Here is a 16040-nt window from a genome sequence, read left to right as displayed (position 1 = left end):
CCTTTTCGTTTCAGCCGATCAGATGCCGCAAGAGGCCGGCCGAAGCGACCCCGATCAGCACGGTCGGCAGCATGGAAAGCCGCGTTGCCGCCGCCAGCGTGACGGCCAACGCCGCAAGATCAGCCGGATTCCGCGACACGAAGGCCGGCGCGATGACAGAGATCAGCACGCAGCCGGGCGCTGCGTCCATCACCGCCGTGGCGCGGGTGCTGAGCACGCGGTTGCGCAGCACGACATAGCCGCCGATCCGCGTCAGATAGGTGACGCCGGCCATCAGCACGATGGTGAGAAGGGTTGTCGTGTTGATCATGCATCACCTGCCAGCAACCAGGCCGCGACCAGCCCCGACACAGCACCCGCCGCGACATACCAGGCGCCGGGAACGAAGAGATAGACAAGCGCGGCGACTGCCAGGCTGACGAGCCACGGTCGCGCGGCGGCAAAGCCTTTCCACATGCCGCGCATCAGCACCAGGAAGACGGCCGGAAACGCCATATCGAAACCATAGGTCTCGACATCGCCCAGCATCGGGCCGAGCAAGGCGCCGAGCGTCGTGAAGGCTACCCAGGTGAGATACATCGCCAGCGCCGCGCCCATATAATAGCGCGGGCTGAAGGCCGGGCCGATGCCCGCGGCGGCACGCTGTTTGGCATCGGCCAGGCCAAGTGCCCAGCTTTCGTCGCACATGAAGAACAGCGCCGGGAAAACCTTGCGCCGCGGTAGCTCGCGCAGGAACGGCGCGAGCGCCGCCCCCATCAGCAGATGACGGCTGTTGACCAGGAAGGTGATGGCGACAATGAGCAGGATGTGCGGCGGCGACGTCCACAACTGGATCGCCGCGAATTCCGAACCGCCGGCGAAGTTCAGGCCGGTCATCAGGGATAACTCGACCGTGCTCAGCCCCTTCTGCGTGGCCTGGGCGCCAAGCACGAGCGCGTAGGGAATGGTGCCGAACAGCACCGGCGCGCAGGACATCACACCACGGCGGAACTCGGATTCCGAACCATTGCCGGCTGCCTCGACTGCCTGTGAAACGCTCATGGTCTGCCATAGGCCGGCCTCGCAGCCGCCCTGCCCTGCGTTTGGAAATTTCGTGATGTCAGGGGCGAAACATACCTACACCTCCCGGCAATTTGGTTGCGAAGATTGTTGTCTTTCGCCAAATTTTGGCATTGAATGTCACATATCCGCAGGAAAATGGAATTCGACGCCATGAAGCTCGACGACATCGACAAGCGCATCCTGCGGGCACTGCAGCGCGACGGCCGCATGGCCAACAATGATCTGGCCAATGAGGTCGGCCTGTCGCCCTCGCCTTGCCTGCGGCGCGTCAAGCTCCTGGAGGAAGCCGGCGTCATCGACCGCTATGTCGCCGTGCTCAATCCAGCCAGCATCGACAAGGGCCTCACCTTCTTCACCCGGATCTGGCTGAAGACGCAGGACGAGGACACGATCGAGCACTTCGCCACCGAGGTGGCCAAGCTACCGCAAGTGATGGAATGCTATCTCATGCTAGGCGACTGCGACGCCCTGGTGCGCGTGGTGGCGGCTGATATCAACGACTATCGCCGTTTCCAGTCGGAGCATCTGAGCCGCATCAAGGGCGTGCAGAACGTCAAGACCGACGTTCCCAGCTGGACGATCAAGTACACATCAGAACTGCCGATCTGAGCCTTTGAAATATTTCTCAGCGCATTTGACGAGGCGCAGGCCATCGCCTGGCCTATAAGAATTTCCATCTGGAATGTCGATCCGAGCACGCCTCGAACGTCCTTGGGACGCAACCGGAATTGCCGGGCAGCGTCGAAAGATCGATCCTGTTCCCGGCTGGGAGAAGAAACATGAATCATTCCTACCGTTGGGTCATCGTCGCGGCTGGCGCGCTGATGTCCTGTGTCGCCATCGGCACGATGTTTTCGCTGGCGATTTTCCTCGAGCCAATGGCGATCGATACCAACTGGTCGCGCGCGGGCATTTCGAGCGCCATGACGCTCAACTTCCTGGTGATGGGCCTCGGCGGCTTCGCCTGGGGCGCCCTGTCCGACCGGTTCGGCGCCCGCATCGTCGTCACGATCGGCGCCGTGCTGCTCGGGCTGGCGCTGGTGCTGGCAAGCCGCGCCGGGTCGCTTCTCACCTTCCAGATCACCTATGGCGTGCTCGTCGGGCTCGCGGCAAGCGCCTTTTTCGCACCGATGATCGCGCTGACATCAGGCTGGTTCCACACCAATCGCGGGCTCGCGGTATCGCTGGTCTCGGCCGGCATGGGCGTGGCGCCGATGACGATCTCGCCTTTCGCGCGCTGGCTGATCTCGGCCTATGAATGGCGCGCCGCCATGTTCGACATCGGCCTCCTGGCCTGGGTGCTCCTGCTGCCCGCCGTCCTTCTGGTGCGCCAGCCGCCGAAACCCGCCGTCTCCGGTGCGGCCGCGGCACCAGTCGCCGAAGGCGCCGGCCTGACGGTCGGGCAGGCGCTGCGCTCGCCCCAATTCATCGTGCTGGGGCTAACCTTCTTCGCCTGTTGCGCGGCCCATTCCGGCCCGATCTTCCACATGGTCAGCTACGCCATGCTGTGCGGCGTCGCCCCGATGGCCGCGGTCTCGATCTACAGCGTCGAGGGTCTGGCTGGCCTCGGCGGCCGGCTGTTCTACGGCGTGCTGGCCGACAGGCTGGGCGTCAAGCCGGTGCTGATCGCGGGGCTGGCGATCCAGGCGATCGTCATTGCCGCCTATCTCTCGATCAGCCAGCTCGACCAGTTCTATATGCTGGCCGTCATCTTCGGCGCCACCTATGGCGGCGTCATGCCTCTCTACGCCGTGCTGGCGCGCGAATATTTCGGCCAGCGCATTCTCGGCACCGTATTCGGCGCCGCCACCATGCTCTCCAGCCTTGGCATGGCGCTGGGGCCGCTTGCCGGCGGCATGATCTTCGACGCCTATGCCAGCTACCATTGGCTGTTCATCGGCTCGGCTCTCATCGGCCTGGGTGCCGCGGGCATAGCCATCGCCTTCCCGCCGCTGCCACGCACGGCGTTGCAGACGGCATAGTGCATGTCGCCCGGAAGTCTCCTCGGTTCCGGGATAACGACACGCATAAAATCAGGAGACACGGCCGGACGGCAATCGTGGCCAGATGACAAACGGGCTTGACGGGCCATGGCCGGTCAAGCCACCGCCTGCTTCGGCGTCACGCCGACTTGAGAACCGTGAACGGCCGCTTCTGAATGGCCCGTTTGGTCTGGAAATTCGCGGCCGGAGCCGGGCGGCCGACATGAAAGCCCTGGACTTTGTCGATGCCAAACTGGCGCATGAGGAGCATCTGCTCTTCGGTCTCCACCCCTTCGACCAGGATTTTGTGGCCGCGATTTCTGACCAGCGCGATGATATCCTGCAGCATCGCCATGCCCTTGGGGGTGCCGCAGTCGTGGAGAAACGAGCGGTCGATCTTGACCGTATCGAAATCGATGAGACGAAGCCACGAAAGGCCGGCGAAGCCCGTCCCGAAATCATCGAGCCATATTCTGATTCCGAGCAGCTTCAGATCGCTGATGCAGCGCAGGATGTCGGAGTGCATCTCCATCTCCAGCCCCTCGGTGATCTCGAAGGCCAGCCGGTTGCCGGTCACGCCGGTCTCGCCCAGAATGGTCGCGACCGATGTCGCGAAGCCGGGCGTCTTGAGCTGGATCGGCGAGACGTTGACGCTGACGACGCGCACGTGATCCTGCGCCAGGAGTTCGGCGCACACGGTCCTTATTGCCCAACGCCCGAGCTCGAGGATGGCGCCGGTTCGCTCCGCGACGGGAATGAACAGGCTCGGCGGAACCAGGGTCCCGTCGAGCATCTTGAGACGCATCAGCGCCTCCACGGCCTCGACCCGGCCCGACGCGACGTCCTGGATGGGCTGATAGACAAGCGAAACGAGATCCTGGCCGATCGCGATCTTCAGCAAAGCCGCGAGATTCTCGCTCTCGTCGCTGCTCTGGGGATCGGTCGGATCGAACAGCCGGACACAATTTCGGCCGCCGGCTTTTGCCAGATAGAGCGCTCGATCGGCCTCGTGGATGATCTTCTCCAGCTTGGCGGCGGTCTGCTTCCTGGTGAATGCCGCGCCTACGCTCGCCGTCACGATCGCGATGCCATCCCGCCGCAACTCGTGCGCGATCGCCAGATTCTCCACCGTGCTGCAAATGGCTTCGGCGAGATCCGCGACCTGGTCTTTCCTGGCCATGCGAGCCAGGACGATGAATTCCTCCCCACCATAGCGGCCGATGGAGCCATCATATTGCTTGATCAGGTCGCTGAGCGCCTCGGCGACCTGGATCAGGCAACGGTCACCTTCCTGATGGCCATAGCAATCGTTGAACTTCTTGAAGAAGTCGACGTCGATGAGGATCGCCGCAAAACCATGGCCAAGCTTTTGCCAGTCATTCCAGTAGTCGCGCAGTTTCTCGTCGATGGCGCGCCGGTTCTCCAGGCCTGTGAGCGGATCCGTCCGCGACAGCCTGAGCAGGGCCTTGCCGCGCTCGGTGGCCTCATTGTGCTGGATCTTGGCCTCCAGCGCGTTGAGGAAGACGTTGTAGCGCTCTTCGTTCAGCTTCCAGTTCACATAGGATGTGAACGTGAAGCACGAAACGTAGAAAGTGCCAAATACCATCTTATATGCCAGCGACGCGGGTAGAAAGTAGTTCACCACATACAAGATGCACAAAATTATAGTCGACGTTATGATCGACACTTTGAAACGGAACGTGAAGAAGAGATTGGCACTCATCATGAAAATGGTGCCGAAGACCATATAATAGGCGACGGTTTCCTTGTTCGCCCCCATGGAGGCGGGGTAAAGCCAGCCGATATAGCCGAAGATGATGGCCGCGGCGCAGGTTACGTCAAGCCAGTCCGTGGCGGCTCCCCTGCGAAGCTGTGCTTCCAGGACCAACAGTGCGGTCAGTCCGACAGCGAAGCGGGCCGTGATCGTGAGGGCGGCCACATCCGGTATCAGCAGCAGATCCGATACCGAAAACAAGACATAGATGACGACGGCGATCCAAAGGCCTGGCCTGGCTTCCTTCCTTCGCTTCGCCTGGGCTTCCGTACGGTAAAGGATGCGAAGTTCGGCCGCCCCTAGCTCCTGGCGGGGATCGTGCGGTTCCGAATCGACCGCATCGGCCACTCTGGATGACGCGCGTTCGTTCACGACAAATCCCGGCTGAAGGGCATCTCGCGTTCCGAATTCTTTTGCAGCTTCTGCCCCCAACGCAGACCGACTCCTTGGGCGCGACATCTCTTGCCGCGCGATCAAATGCAATGATGCAGGACAAGTTTCCGTTAACTCGAACCCGGAATCCCCTCCTTAAAAACCCCAAAGAATTGACATGGTTAGCGGGAAATTAATCATACCGGTAAAATGCCCGCGACCCGACATTGGCAAACCGAATATTCTAAGCAATAAGTTAACTGACTGTTAACTATGGAGTCTTGGTGTGCAAACTGTCTTTGATGGCCAGAGTCTGATTACTGCGGAGGCAATTGCCAGTGGTCTCCGTCGAGGAAAGCCCGAGCATCATGGCGAAGCGTTCGAAACCGCTCGCGCGGAGCTGGCGCTCATCCTCCACGCGACACAGCAACAGGTCGAGCAGCAAAAGTTTCCCGCCGAGATCGTTCGCCGCCTGCTGTCGCTTCTCAACGCGTTGCGTGCCAAGGTTCATCCCGACGTGTGGCAAGCCTTGATACCGGTGGCGCAGAACCACCCGATCCAGAAGTACTTTCTCGAGGATCCGCTGACGCATTGGTCCTTCACCAAGCCCAGGGGTTATTCCGGCGACGCGCAGTTGCTCGACTACATCTATTGTGACCCGCACGTGGCCGAGAGCGTGGCGAACGCCTCGGAGATCGGCAAGGCGCTTTACAGCCATACCCAGAACGTGCCGTCATGCGTCGCGGCACGGGAGCGCCGCGATCTGCTGACCCGCTATGTCGATGAGACCGCGGCCAAGAATGGACCGGAAACCGAAGTCCTGGCTATCGCGGCCGGCCATCTGCGCGAAGCGAACCGTTCGGCCGCATTGGCCGAGGGCGGCCTCAAGCGCTGGGTCGCGCTCGACCAGGATCCCCAGAGCGTCGGACTGATCGCGCGCGATTTCCAGGGCACCGCGGTCGAGGCCATCGACGGCTCGGTACGGACCGTGCTCACCAGGGGCCACAAGCTTGGCAAGTTCGATCTCATCTATGCCTCCGGGCTTTACGACTACCTCCAGCACAACGTCGCCGTGAAACTCACCAAGACCTGTCTGCAGATGCTGAAGCCGAACGGCACATTCCTGTTTGCGAACTACGCCGAGGGCACTCCTGACGCCGGCTACCGGGAAACGTTTATGGACTGGGTGCTGCTGCTGCGGTCGGAAGTCGACATGTGGAACATCATCAATGCCAGCGTCGACCGCAACACCGTGGAGGCGCAAGTGTACTTCGGCGAGAATCGCAACGTGCTCTACGGCGTCATCCAAAAGCGCGGCTAATACCCACCTGGATGGCACGCCGGCCAAGGACCTCGAGCGCTTCACGGAGTGCTCGAGGGTGTAAGCCCCCTCACGCGCGATCCACGCCCTTTCGGAGACGCCTGGACCCTACCCGAAAATCCGATCTCCCTGCTCGTCGACGAGCTGGATGCCTTTCTTGATCGAGATGTCGACGGCGTCGTCCAGTCCGGCGAAACGGTCGGCACGGATGAATTTGTGCTCCTTCACCACGCCATCGACCTCCTTGGAGACGACGCCGCAGGTCTGGTACTGGCCTTCGTTCTTGTAGGGCGTGGCGCTGATCGTAAAACCCTTGTGCTCGACCTGCTTGGCGGGCGCGGCACTTGCGGGCTCGGCCGCTTCGCCGCCACCGCCGCCGAAAAGACGTTTCAGAAAAGACATCGCTCAAATCTCCTTGCCGCCTGCGATCGCCGTCGGTATGCGATTCATGACGCTGTCGGCCCAGCATGCGCGAATGTGCCGCCGCGTTCCAGCCCCCTGATGAAGACGGTGACTAGGAGCTCGATCTGCCGGTCGATCTCGTCCGCCTGCCGGCGCACGGACCTTGCCGCATAACCGCTGGTGACGATGCCATGCACGCTTGACCAGAGGGTTCGCGCGGCGATCCGGCGTGTGTCCTCGTCGAGATCGAAGCCGCCGTCGGCAAGGACGCTGGCGATGATCTCGAACAACTGGTCGAGCCGTGCCTCGTAGACGTCGGGCGCGGTCAGTACCGGACGCCGCCTGTTGAAGGCAAGCAGCGCCGGCCAGCTGCCGGGATGCGCCTCGACGAAGCGAACATAGGCGCCGGCCAGCGCCATCAGCCGTTGGCGCACGTCGGTGATGCCGCGCCTGCCAAGATCGGCCATCGCCGCAGCGCCGGCGATCCCCAACCGGTCGAGCAGCCGCATGTTGACTGCGCGGTGGACCCCGTCGAGATCGGAAAACAGATTGTAGACCGAGCCGACCGAGATGCCCGCCTGTTCGGCGATGGTCCTGGCCTTCAGATTGTCCATGCCGCCTTCGTTGAGCAGCGTCTCGGCAATGGCCAGCACCCGCTCGCCCGTCTCTTCCTTGTCCAGCGCCATATCAGTCCTTTTGGATGCGCGTGCCTTCGACGGCACGCTTTTTCGCACCCCCGACCTCCCTTCGTTTACCATATGCCGGATATCGTGAACAGCGTTCATAATTCTTTTGGCGCCGGGCACGGCCCGGCGGTGAAGGTGCGCGCCAGGGGCGTGCTCGAGCGCCTGAAGACCATCAACTGAAGATTTTTGGACCTGACCACGACCACATCAAACCCAACTTCGATCCAATCAAAGGAACACGACAATGAACGGCAATCAGACCTACATCATGTTCAACACCGTCTCGGTCGGCGCCGCCTACTTCATGCTTGGCCCGTCCCTGTGGCTGGCGCCGGTCGACCTGTCGACCAAGGGCTACTGGGCCATGGGCATCCTGCTGCTCACCGGCAGCCTGGTGAACTGGTCAAGTACCGCACCGACGAGCGCATCTCCGCCGAGACCACCGCCAAGATCGAAAAGGCGCGCAACGAAAAGCTGATCAGCGAATATGTCGGCAAGGAATGATGCCGGCATGGCCTGACGAGAAAAGCCCGGGTCTCCCCGGGCTTTTCTGTTGGGCTTTCGCGCTTCAAGAGACGCGCGGACATCATGAGATCAGCGGTGCGACAGCGCTTCCAGCGCTTCGGCGGCGGCTTCTAGAATGGCGATCGCCTCGGCCTGCTTTTCAGCTGGCGCATCGACGATGTCGCCGAGTGCCGCGCGCAGCCGGTGGCGGATGGCACGGAATTCGTCACGCGTTTCCGAGCGCTCGCCACGGCCGCTCCGGCCGCCGCGGCGGTCCTCGCCGTCATCGTTCCAGCCGAACCAGTCGCGCGCCTTAGCCATCTTGCGGCCGAAGCGCTCGAGATGATCGAGCACGCCGTCGATCATTTCGCGGTTGTCGGCCAGATGCGCCTGCCCGGCCTCGGTGATCGAGAACACCTTCTTGTTGCCTTCGCTCGTCGACACGGCATAGCCGGCCTCTTCCAGGAAGGTCAGCGTCGGGTAGACCACGCCCGGGCTCGGGCTGTAGATGCCGCTGGTGCGCTCTTCCAGCGCCTTGATGATGTCGTAGCCGTGGCGCGGCGCCTCGGCCAGCAGCGACAGCGTGATCAGCTTGAGGTCACCGTCGGCGAGCATCCGTCCGGCGCGGAACATGTCGCCCGGGCCGCGGCCACCGCCCCTGCCGCCGAACGGACCGAAGCCGCCGCCCCCTCTGCCACCAAATTTGCCACCAAACTTGCCGGCCATGTGCATGAACATGCGCTCGCCAAAATGATGATGATCGGAATGATCGTGTCTGTGCATTGATTGCTCCTTGAGTTCTATCTTACGATATATCTTAGTTAGGCGCGCAGTGCCGTCAAGTCAAGATATATCTTACGATGTATCTGGCCACGAGCCAAGCGACATCGTGGCTTCGAAGCGTCAGGCTCGGCAGGAATGGATAGAGTGCGAATGGACTACCAGCGGCCTTTGCGCCGATTCCAGCCGTAGAGGAGATCGGCGAAGCGATCATAGGCAAGGCGGGTCAGCGGCAGCATGAGCCGATTGCCGAACAGGCTTGCCAGCCAGCCCTCACCCGGCGTCAACAGCCAGACCGCGATCGCCACATCGGCGCCGATCAGCAAATTGCCATCCGCATCGGTGGCATGCAGCCGGCGGCGGATGTCCTCCAGCGAGACGCCGTGCGACGACAGCGCATCCGGCTCCAGGTTGATATCGCGGAACTCGACCCGACCGGCCTTGACCGCCGCGATCAGCCGCCCCTTCTGCCTGCTGATGCCGGCATCGCAGACCGGACAGCGCGTGTTGTACCAGACGGTCAGCGCGGGGCCGGGCATCGGTCAGCCGTGATCGTGCCGATGATGCAGGTCGGGATAGTGCGGATGCTTGTGACGTAGCGGCGCATGCCGGTGCCAGTGCGAATGCGGCTCGCGGACCGGTCCGTCATGATGGTGCTGGTGATGCTCGTCATGAACATGGCTGTGCTCGTGCTCCAGCGCCTCATGGTCGTGCTCATGCTCATGGCGCTCGGACAGATGCAGCCACAGGCCAACCCCCATCAGCAGACCGGCTATCCCGAGCTTGAGCGTGACGGCATCGCCCAGCACCAGGATCGCCAGCAACGCGCCGATGAAGGGAGCAAGCGAATAGTAGGCTCCCGTGCGTGCCGAACCGAGGTGACGCAGCGCGAGGATGAACATGACGAGGCTGACGCCGATGCCGAAGAAACCGACGGCGGCCGTGGCCATCACCGTGGTCGCGGCGGGAAATGCCGCGCCGGAGGCGAGCGCCAGCCCGACATTAGCGGCGCCCGCCACCAATCCCTTCAGCATTGCGATGGCCACCGGATCGGCCGCCGATATCTTGCGGGTGAAATTATTGTCCAGGCCCCATGCCAGGCAGGCCCCCGCGACAAGCAGCGCGCCTAGATTGAAGGCAATGCCTTGCCCCGCCCATGACAGCAGCACCGCGCCCGCCAGAATGGCGAAAGCACCGAAAAGCAGACGCCGGTCGACATTTTCGCGATAAACGAGCCACGCGATCGCCATTGTCGCCAGGCCTTCCAGATTGAGCAACAGGGCGGAACTGGACGCAGTGTTGAGAGTGAGGCCAAACATCAAGAGCACCGGTCCAACGATGCCGCCCATACCGATTGCCAGCGCCAGCCAAGGAATATCCCCGGCGGCAAGGCGCGCCTCTCCGTCGCCCGCTCCCCCGCCGCGCAAGAGCCGGTAGAGCGCTAGGCCAATGCCGGCGCCGAGATACAACAGACCCGCCAGCATGAACGGGCTGACGTTGTCGAGCAGCAGTTTGGACAGCGGCGGCGTTGCGCCAAACAAGGCGGCCGAGCCGAGCGCAAGCGGCACGCCGGGCCACAGATGCGAATGGGAATGTGCTTCGGGCATGGCTCACCCTATCACGGCGGCGTGCCATGTCATCGACGAGACCACTCGACACGGCATGCGTCGCTGTCCAACAGATGCGTCAGTTCCGATGCATCGCCACCTTGGGCCCGACGCATTTGTTGTCGCGAAACAGCGCCCACTCCTCGCACAGGCGACTGCTGGGCAGGCGGCAAAACCCGTATTCGTTGCCGGCCTTGTCCTTCCTAACCACGAAGCGGCCGCCGATCGCACCGCAGTGGGCCGATGCCGGATTGGCCATGCCGACCGGTTTTTGTGCGGCGCCGGCGTCGATGGGCATCGACGACATCAAGGCAAGACCGGCGGCCAGTATCGAAAATTATTCATGCGATCTCTCCTTGGCCGCATGTCTACCACGGCGAGACGTCCTGTCCCGAGGCAGCTGTCAAATTTGTCGTAACGCGCGCCGGATCACGTGCCGTTGAGGCGGCACCTGATCCGGCTGTCCGCAAAAACCCCATCATCCAAGTGAGGTGATGATCTCGCGATAGGCGAATTCGGGGAACGCCTTCATCGTCCGCGTCCTGATGTTGCCGGCCGCCGCCAGCATCAGCGAAAAACGCGCGAGCACCGCGTCGTCGGGCGCCTCGACCACCGCCACCATGTCGTACTCGCCCATGGTCAGGTAGAACGCCTTGAACGATCCCCCCATCTCGCCCAGTTGCTTCCTGGCGGCATCGAGCCGCTTCGGGGATTCGCGCACGTTCTTGGCGCCCTGCTCGGTCCAGTTCATCAGCACTATGTAGCTTGTCATGGCACACCTCCCTCCGGGGCCACGGAGCACGGCACTCAGGCCGTGGGTCTGTCGACACGGCCTCGACCGGGGCGGGCTTCCGGGGTTGTCGCCCGAAAAATGCATCCGACGCGAAATTATCCTCCCTAAGGTCGCGGGTCGCAAGAGCGAACACGCCTATGAAAAAGGGCGCCCGTGGCGCCCTTTATCTCCAATGCGATTGGCAGGTCTCAGCTATCCAGGAAGCTGCGCAGCTTGCGGCTCCGGCTCGGGTGCTTGAGCTTGCGCAGCGCCTTGGCTTCGATCTGGCGAATACGCTCGCGGGTGACCGAGAACTGCTGGCCGACTTCTTCCAGCGTGTGGTCGGTGTTCATGCCGATGCCGAAGCGCATTCTGAGCACGCGCTCCTCACGCGGCGTCAGCGAGGCCAGAACGCGCGTGGTGGTCTCGCGCAGATTGGCCTGGATCGCCGCGTCGATCGGCAGGATCGCCATCTTGTCCTCGATGAAATCGCCCAGATGCGAATCCTCCTCGTCGCCGACCGGCGTTTCGAGCGAGATCGGCTCCTTGGCGATCTTCAAGACCTTGCGCACTTTTTCGAGCGGCATGGCGAGCTTTTCGGCCAGTTCCTCCGGCGTCGGCTCGCGGCCGATCTCGTGCAGCATCTGGCGCGAGGTGCGCACGATCTTGTTGATCGTCTCGATCATGTGCACCGGGATGCGGATAGTGCGGGCCTGGTCGGCGATCGAACGCGTGATCGCTTGCCGGATCCACCATGTCGCGTAGGTCGAGAACTTGTAGCCGCGGCGGTATTCGAATTTGTCGACCGCCTTCATCAGACCGATATTGCCTTCCTGGATCAGGTCGAGGAACTGCAGGCCGCGATTGGTGTACTTCTTGGCGATCGAGATGACGAGGCGCAGATTGGCCTCGACCATTTCCTTCTTGGCGATCGCGGCTTCGCGCTCGCCCTTCTGCACCTGGTTGACGATTTTCCGGAATTCCAGGATCGAGATCGCCGTTTCGGTGGCCAGGTGCTGGATCTCGGCGCGCAGATCCTTGATCGCATCCTTCTCGTTCTTGGTGAATTCCTTCCAGCCGCGCGAGGTCAGGTTGGCGATCGAGCGCGTCCAGTTCGGATCGAGTTCGGAGCCCTGATATTCCTTCAGGAACTCCTCGCGGCGCACGCCATAGCTTTCGGCGAGGCGCAAAAGCTTGCCCTCGTTCTGCACTAGGCGCTTGTTGATGTCGTAGAGCTGCTCGACCAGCGCCTCGATGCGCGCCGTGTTGAGCGACAGCGACTTCACCGCCTTGATCAGCTGGTCCTTCAACTCCTTCAGCCGGCGGTCCTGGCTGGGCGACAGCGTACCGGCGGCGGCCAGCCGGTTCTCGACCTGCTGGTCCTGCAGCTTCCTGAGCTTCTTGTAGGTGTCGGCGATGACGTCGAGCGTCTCCATCACCTGCGGGCGCAGTTCGGCTTCCATCGCCGCCAGCGACAGGCTCGCCTCGTCCTCGTCTTCCTCGTCGTCGTCGCCGATGCCTCGCGTGTCGACGCCGACATTGGTGATGTCGTCTTCATCGTCGCGTCCGCGGCGCGGCTTTTCCTCGGCCTTGGGCGCTTCCTCGACACGTTCGACCACCGGCGCCTGCTTGGCTTCGGGGCCGGCATAGGTGGCTTCGAGGTCGATGATCTCGCGCAGCAGGATCTTGGATTCGTTGAGCTCGTCGCGCCAGATGATGATCGCCTGGAAGGTCAGCGGGCTTTCGCAGAGGCCTGCGATCATCGTCTCGCGGCCGGCCTCGATGCGCTTGGCGATCGCGATTTCGCCCTCGCGCGACAGCAGCTCGACCGAGCCCATTTCGCGCAGATACATGCGCACCGGATCGTCGGTGCGGTCGGTCGGCTCTTTCTTGGTAGTGGTGGCGGCGACCGCGGTGCCGGTCTGCTCGGCAAGCTCGTTGGCGTCTTCCTCGGCATCGGCGGCTGTGTCGCCGGCCTCGGCCTCTTCGCCCTGCTCGTCATCCTCGACGACGTTGATGCCCATGTCGGACAGCATCGCCATCGTGTCCTCGATCTGCTCAGAAGTCACTTCCTCGGAAGGCAGCACCGAATTCAGCTCGTCCATGGTGACATAACCGCGCTTCTTGGCGGCCTTGATCATCTTCTTGACAGCATCATCGGAAAGGTCGAGCAAGGGCCCATCGGTGGCGCCTTCGCGTTCGGTCTCGGCCTCTTCCTTTTCTTTTGTCGCCATAGTCTTTATCTTCTCCTAGCGGCCGGCCATGGGGGCCGCGTCAGCTGTCGGACCAGTCAAATCGGATACGCCCGTTTTTCTAAACGCGCGTCACCCCGCCCATGAGCTGCATCCACTCTTTTGTTTGGTGCATGCCGTTGCCCCAAAACCGGGTTCCACTCTTGGGCGGCATACATTAAGTCCAGATTAACCCTGATATCTGTGTCAGGCGGGCCGCCTGTCCAGTGACCAAGTACCTTGCATCGCTTGTTTCCCGTCGACGCGGGTGCGGGTTAACGTTTCGAATCGTCCTGATTCCGCCATTCTGTCCGAAGGTCAAGCGCCTCTGGCATGATTCGCATGAAAAAAGCGAATCAATTACCCGACTTAGCGCGCCTCGCCCCCAGGGGAAGCGTGGCCGCGCCTTCATTTCGCGCTCGCATGCACCTAGGCTCGCCCAGCCCTGCCCGACGAAACACCAAATCCTTCGATCAGCGCTTCCGTCGCTTGTACATCCTGAAATTGCGCCTGAATTTCGATCAGATGGCGGAAGTTTTCGTCCGAAGGATCCGCTTCGAGGGCCGCTTCCGCCTGTTTCAACTCCTTATGTAAGGTGCGCGCGCTGCGCTGCAAGTGCAACGCCTGGTTCAGAGCGTCGCGGGCATCCTCGAGGGCCGCCGTCTCCAACGCCGGCCATTGCCGCGCCCGCTTGATCAGGCCGACGGCGCGCTCCCAGATCTCGGCGCAGCCGGCGCGCTCGATCGTCGCCACCACGGCGTGGCGGTCATTGGCCATGTTATGCGCCATCGCGTCGAGGATGGCGGCGTGCAGCCGCGTCAGGTCGGAATTGGCGAGGTCGAGGAACTCGACATGGGCGAAATTCTCGTCGATCAGCGCCGGGTGGTTGACCAATGCCACGATGATCGTCGCCTCGCGCACCGACATCCCCTCGCCGCGCCTGACCAGCGCCGACTGGCCGAGGCTTTCGGTGATCGCCATGCGCCCGCCGCCTGCCTTGGCGAATTGCCCGCCGGGCGCGGGCTTGCCCTGGCCGCGCTGACCGGGCCGGCCGCCATCCTGACGGCCTTGCCGCGCATTGCGCTGGGAGCCGAAGAAGCTCAGCACCCGCTCGCGCATTTCCTGCTGGTAGTGGTAGCGCGTGCTTTCGTCGCGGATGCGGCTGCTGAGGTCCCGCAGTGTCTGTCCCAATTCCGCCCGCCGCTCGGGCGTGTCGAAGACGCCGCCCGCCGTCTCGCGCATCCACAACAGGTCGACCAGCGGCCGCGCATCGGCCAGCACGGCGCGGAAGGCCTCCGGCCCCTCGGCCTTGACCAGATCGTCGGGATCCTTGCCTTCCGGCAGCAGCGCGAAGCGCGCCGAGCGTCCGGCCTGCACCGATGGCAGCGCCAGATCGGCGGCCCGCCAGGCCGCCTTCAGCCCGGCCTTGTCGCCGTCGAAGCACAGCATCGGCTCCGGCGCCATGCGCCACAACAGTTCGAGCTGGTTTTCGGTGAGCGCCGTGCCGAGCGGCGCCACGACATTCTCGAAGCCGGCCTGCGCCAGCGCGATCACGTCCATGTAGCCTTCGACCGCGATGACCGTGCCGCCCTTGGCCAGAGCCCCCTTTGACAGCGCTTGCCGGGCGCGGGCGAAATTGTAGAGCACGTTACCCTTGTGGAAGAGCTCGGTATCGGGCGAGTTCATGTATTTGGCGAGCGCGTCGGGGGCCAGCGCGCGGCCGCCGAAGGCGATGATCTTGCCGCGCGAATCCGGGATCGGGAACATGATGCGGTCGCGAAACCAGTCATAGGAGACCGGAATGTCGTCGCCATGGCGCACCAGCCCGCAGGCCTCGATATCGGCTTTCGGCACACCCTTGGCCGCCAGATGCTCCTTCAGCGCGTTGCGGCTGTCGGGCGCGAAGCCGAGCCGGAACGACTGCTGTGTCGCCGGCGTCAGCCCACGATCGCGCAGATAGGCGCGGGCCTTGGCGCCCTCGGGCCCTTGCAGGCGCTCCTGGAAAAAGGCGGTCGCCATCTCCATGACATCGGTCAGGCTGGCGCGTTCCTGCTCGCGCCGCTCTTCCTGTGCGTCGCGAACCGGCATCGGCACGCCGGCCATGTCGGCGATCTTCTCGACCGCCTCGGGAAAACTCAGTCCTTCGAGCTCGGTCAGGAATTTAAAATGGTCGCCCGAGACCGAGCAGCCGAAACAGTGGTAACGGCCCTTCTTGTCCTCGCAGTGGAAGGACGGGCTCTTCTCGCCATGGAACGGACAGCAGGCCCAATAGTCGCCGCGCGACGTATTGGTCTTCTTGCGATCCCACGCAACGCGCTGGCCGATGACCTGCGAAATCGGCACGCGGTCGCGTATCTCGTCAAGGAAGGCGGGCGGAAATCGCATCGGGGAACTCGTTTCGTCACCATATAATCATGCCCGCGATTTCAGACGACCCCCAATAGAGGCCATACCCGGTTTCCACAGGGCAAGGCGACCCCGCTGTACCGCCGGTCAGTCGCCGTCGTCGACCAAACTCTCGATCGGCAATTCGAGAGCACGGGCAAT

At 62.9% G+C, this 16040-nt stretch carries 16 protein-coding genes; 4 read left to right on the top strand and 12 right to left on the bottom strand.

Features of this window, described 5'->3' with window-relative positions:
* Nucleotides 1-10: 10 nt before the first annotated feature.
* Both FJ941_RS10000 and FJ941_RS09995 read right to left on the bottom strand, forming a co-directional pair.
* A complete protein-coding gene (locus tag FJ941_RS10000) occupies nt 11-310 on the bottom strand; it encodes an AzlD family protein (protein ID WP_140505159.1) in 300 nt (99 codons plus the stop codon).
* The gene (locus FJ941_RS09995) at nt 307-1041 is read right to left on the bottom strand and encodes an AzlC family ABC transporter permease (protein ID WP_140505158.1); all 735 of its coding nucleotides are present in this window, start codon (nt 1039-1041) and stop codon (nt 307-309) included. Before FJ941_RS09995 ends, FJ941_RS10000 begins: the two co-directional genes overlap by 4 nt.
* 171 nt (nt 1042-1212) lie before the next feature.
* On the opposite strand from FJ941_RS09995, the gene FJ941_RS09990 reads away from it, so the two are divergent.
* Nucleotides 1213-1671 carry an Lrp/AsnC family transcriptional regulator gene (locus tag FJ941_RS09990; protein ID WP_140505199.1) on the top strand — a complete coding sequence of 153 codons (459 nt, stop codon included), beginning with the start codon at nt 1213-1215 and terminating at the stop codon, nt 1669-1671.
* Between the two features lie 170 nt (nt 1672-1841).
* A complete protein-coding gene (locus FJ941_RS09985) occupies nt 1842-3044 on the top strand; it encodes an MFS transporter (RefSeq protein ID WP_140505156.1) in 1203 nt (400 codons plus the stop codon).
* Between the two features lie 139 nt (nt 3045-3183).
* On the opposite strand, the gene FJ941_RS09980 is transcribed toward FJ941_RS09985, so the two are convergent.
* On the bottom strand, nt 3184-5277 hold the full coding sequence (locus FJ941_RS09980; RefSeq protein ID WP_246673760.1) for an EAL domain-containing protein: 2094 nt from the start codon (nt 5275-5277) through the stop codon (nt 3184-3186).
* Nucleotides 5278-5476: 199 nt separating this feature from the next.
* Here FJ941_RS09980 and FJ941_RS09975 point away from each other — a divergent pair, with 199 nt between their 5' ends.
* A complete protein-coding gene (locus FJ941_RS09975) occupies nt 5477-6511 on the top strand; it encodes a class I SAM-dependent methyltransferase (RefSeq protein ID WP_140505153.1) in 1035 nt (344 codons plus the stop codon).
* A gap of 108 nt (nt 6512-6619) precedes the next feature.
* On the opposite strand, the gene FJ941_RS09970 is transcribed toward FJ941_RS09975, so the two are convergent.
* Complete coding sequence (locus FJ941_RS09970) at nt 6620-6913, bottom strand: HlyU family transcriptional regulator (protein WP_140505151.1); 294 nt, start codon at nt 6911-6913, stop codon at nt 6620-6622.
* 44 nt (nt 6914-6957) lie between these two features.
* Nucleotides 6958-7599 carry a TetR/AcrR family transcriptional regulator gene (locus FJ941_RS09965; protein ID WP_140505150.1) on the bottom strand — a complete coding sequence of 214 codons (642 nt, stop codon included), beginning with the start codon at nt 7597-7599 and terminating at the stop codon, nt 6958-6960.
* Between the two features lie 244 nt (nt 7600-7843).
* On the opposite strand from FJ941_RS09965, the gene FJ941_RS09960 reads away from it, so the two are divergent.
* Nucleotides 7844-8077 (top strand): YiaA/YiaB family inner membrane protein, encoded by a 234-nt coding sequence (locus FJ941_RS09960; protein WP_246673759.1) that lies wholly within the window; start codon nt 7844-7846, stop codon nt 8075-8077.
* A 116-nt stretch (nt 8078-8193) separates the two neighbouring features.
* Here the strand turns inward: FJ941_RS09960 and FJ941_RS09955 are convergent, their stop codons facing one another.
* The 7 genes from FJ941_RS09955 to dnaG form a co-directional block, all read right to left on the bottom strand.
* Complete coding sequence (locus FJ941_RS09955) at nt 8194-8886, bottom strand: PadR family transcriptional regulator (protein WP_140505148.1); 693 nt, start codon at nt 8884-8886, stop codon at nt 8194-8196.
* Nucleotides 8887-9041: 155 nt separating this feature from the next.
* Nucleotides 9042-9422 carry a DCC1-like thiol-disulfide oxidoreductase family protein gene (locus FJ941_RS09950; RefSeq protein WP_140505147.1) on the bottom strand — a complete coding sequence of 127 codons (381 nt, stop codon included), beginning with the start codon at nt 9420-9422 and terminating at the stop codon, nt 9042-9044.
* Nucleotides 9423-9425: 3 nt separating this feature from the next.
* Nucleotides 9426-10490, bottom strand: a complete 1065-nt coding sequence (locus FJ941_RS09945; RefSeq protein WP_140505145.1) for a DMT family transporter — start codon at nt 10488-10490, stop codon at nt 9426-9428.
* A gap of 79 nt (nt 10491-10569) precedes the next feature.
* Nucleotides 10570-10788 (bottom strand): DUF333 domain-containing protein, encoded by a 219-nt coding sequence (locus tag FJ941_RS09940; protein WP_246673758.1) that lies wholly within the window; start codon nt 10786-10788, stop codon nt 10570-10572.
* Between the two features lie 180 nt (nt 10789-10968).
* The gene (locus FJ941_RS09935; RefSeq protein ID WP_140505142.1) at nt 10969-11262 is read right to left on the bottom strand and encodes a GYD domain-containing protein; all 294 of its coding nucleotides are present in this window, start codon (nt 11260-11262) and stop codon (nt 10969-10971) included.
* A gap of 209 nt (nt 11263-11471) precedes the next feature.
* Complete coding sequence (gene rpoD, locus FJ941_RS09930; RefSeq protein WP_140505140.1) at nt 11472-13496, bottom strand: RNA polymerase sigma factor RpoD; 2025 nt, start codon at nt 13494-13496, stop codon at nt 11472-11474.
* Between the two features lie 426 nt (nt 13497-13922).
* On the bottom strand, nt 13923-15878 hold the full coding sequence (gene dnaG, locus FJ941_RS09925; protein ID WP_140505138.1) for a DNA primase: 1956 nt from the start codon (nt 15876-15878) through the stop codon (nt 13923-13925).
* Between the last annotated feature and the right edge of the window lie 162 nt (nt 15879-16040).

Source organism: Mesorhizobium sp. B2-3-13 (assembly GCF_006442195.1).
GTDB lineage: Bacteria > Pseudomonadota > Alphaproteobacteria > Rhizobiales > Rhizobiaceae > Mesorhizobium > Mesorhizobium salmacidum.
The sequence above is the reverse complement of the archived record's forward strand: the minus strand, read 5'-3'. Positions and strand labels throughout refer to the sequence as shown.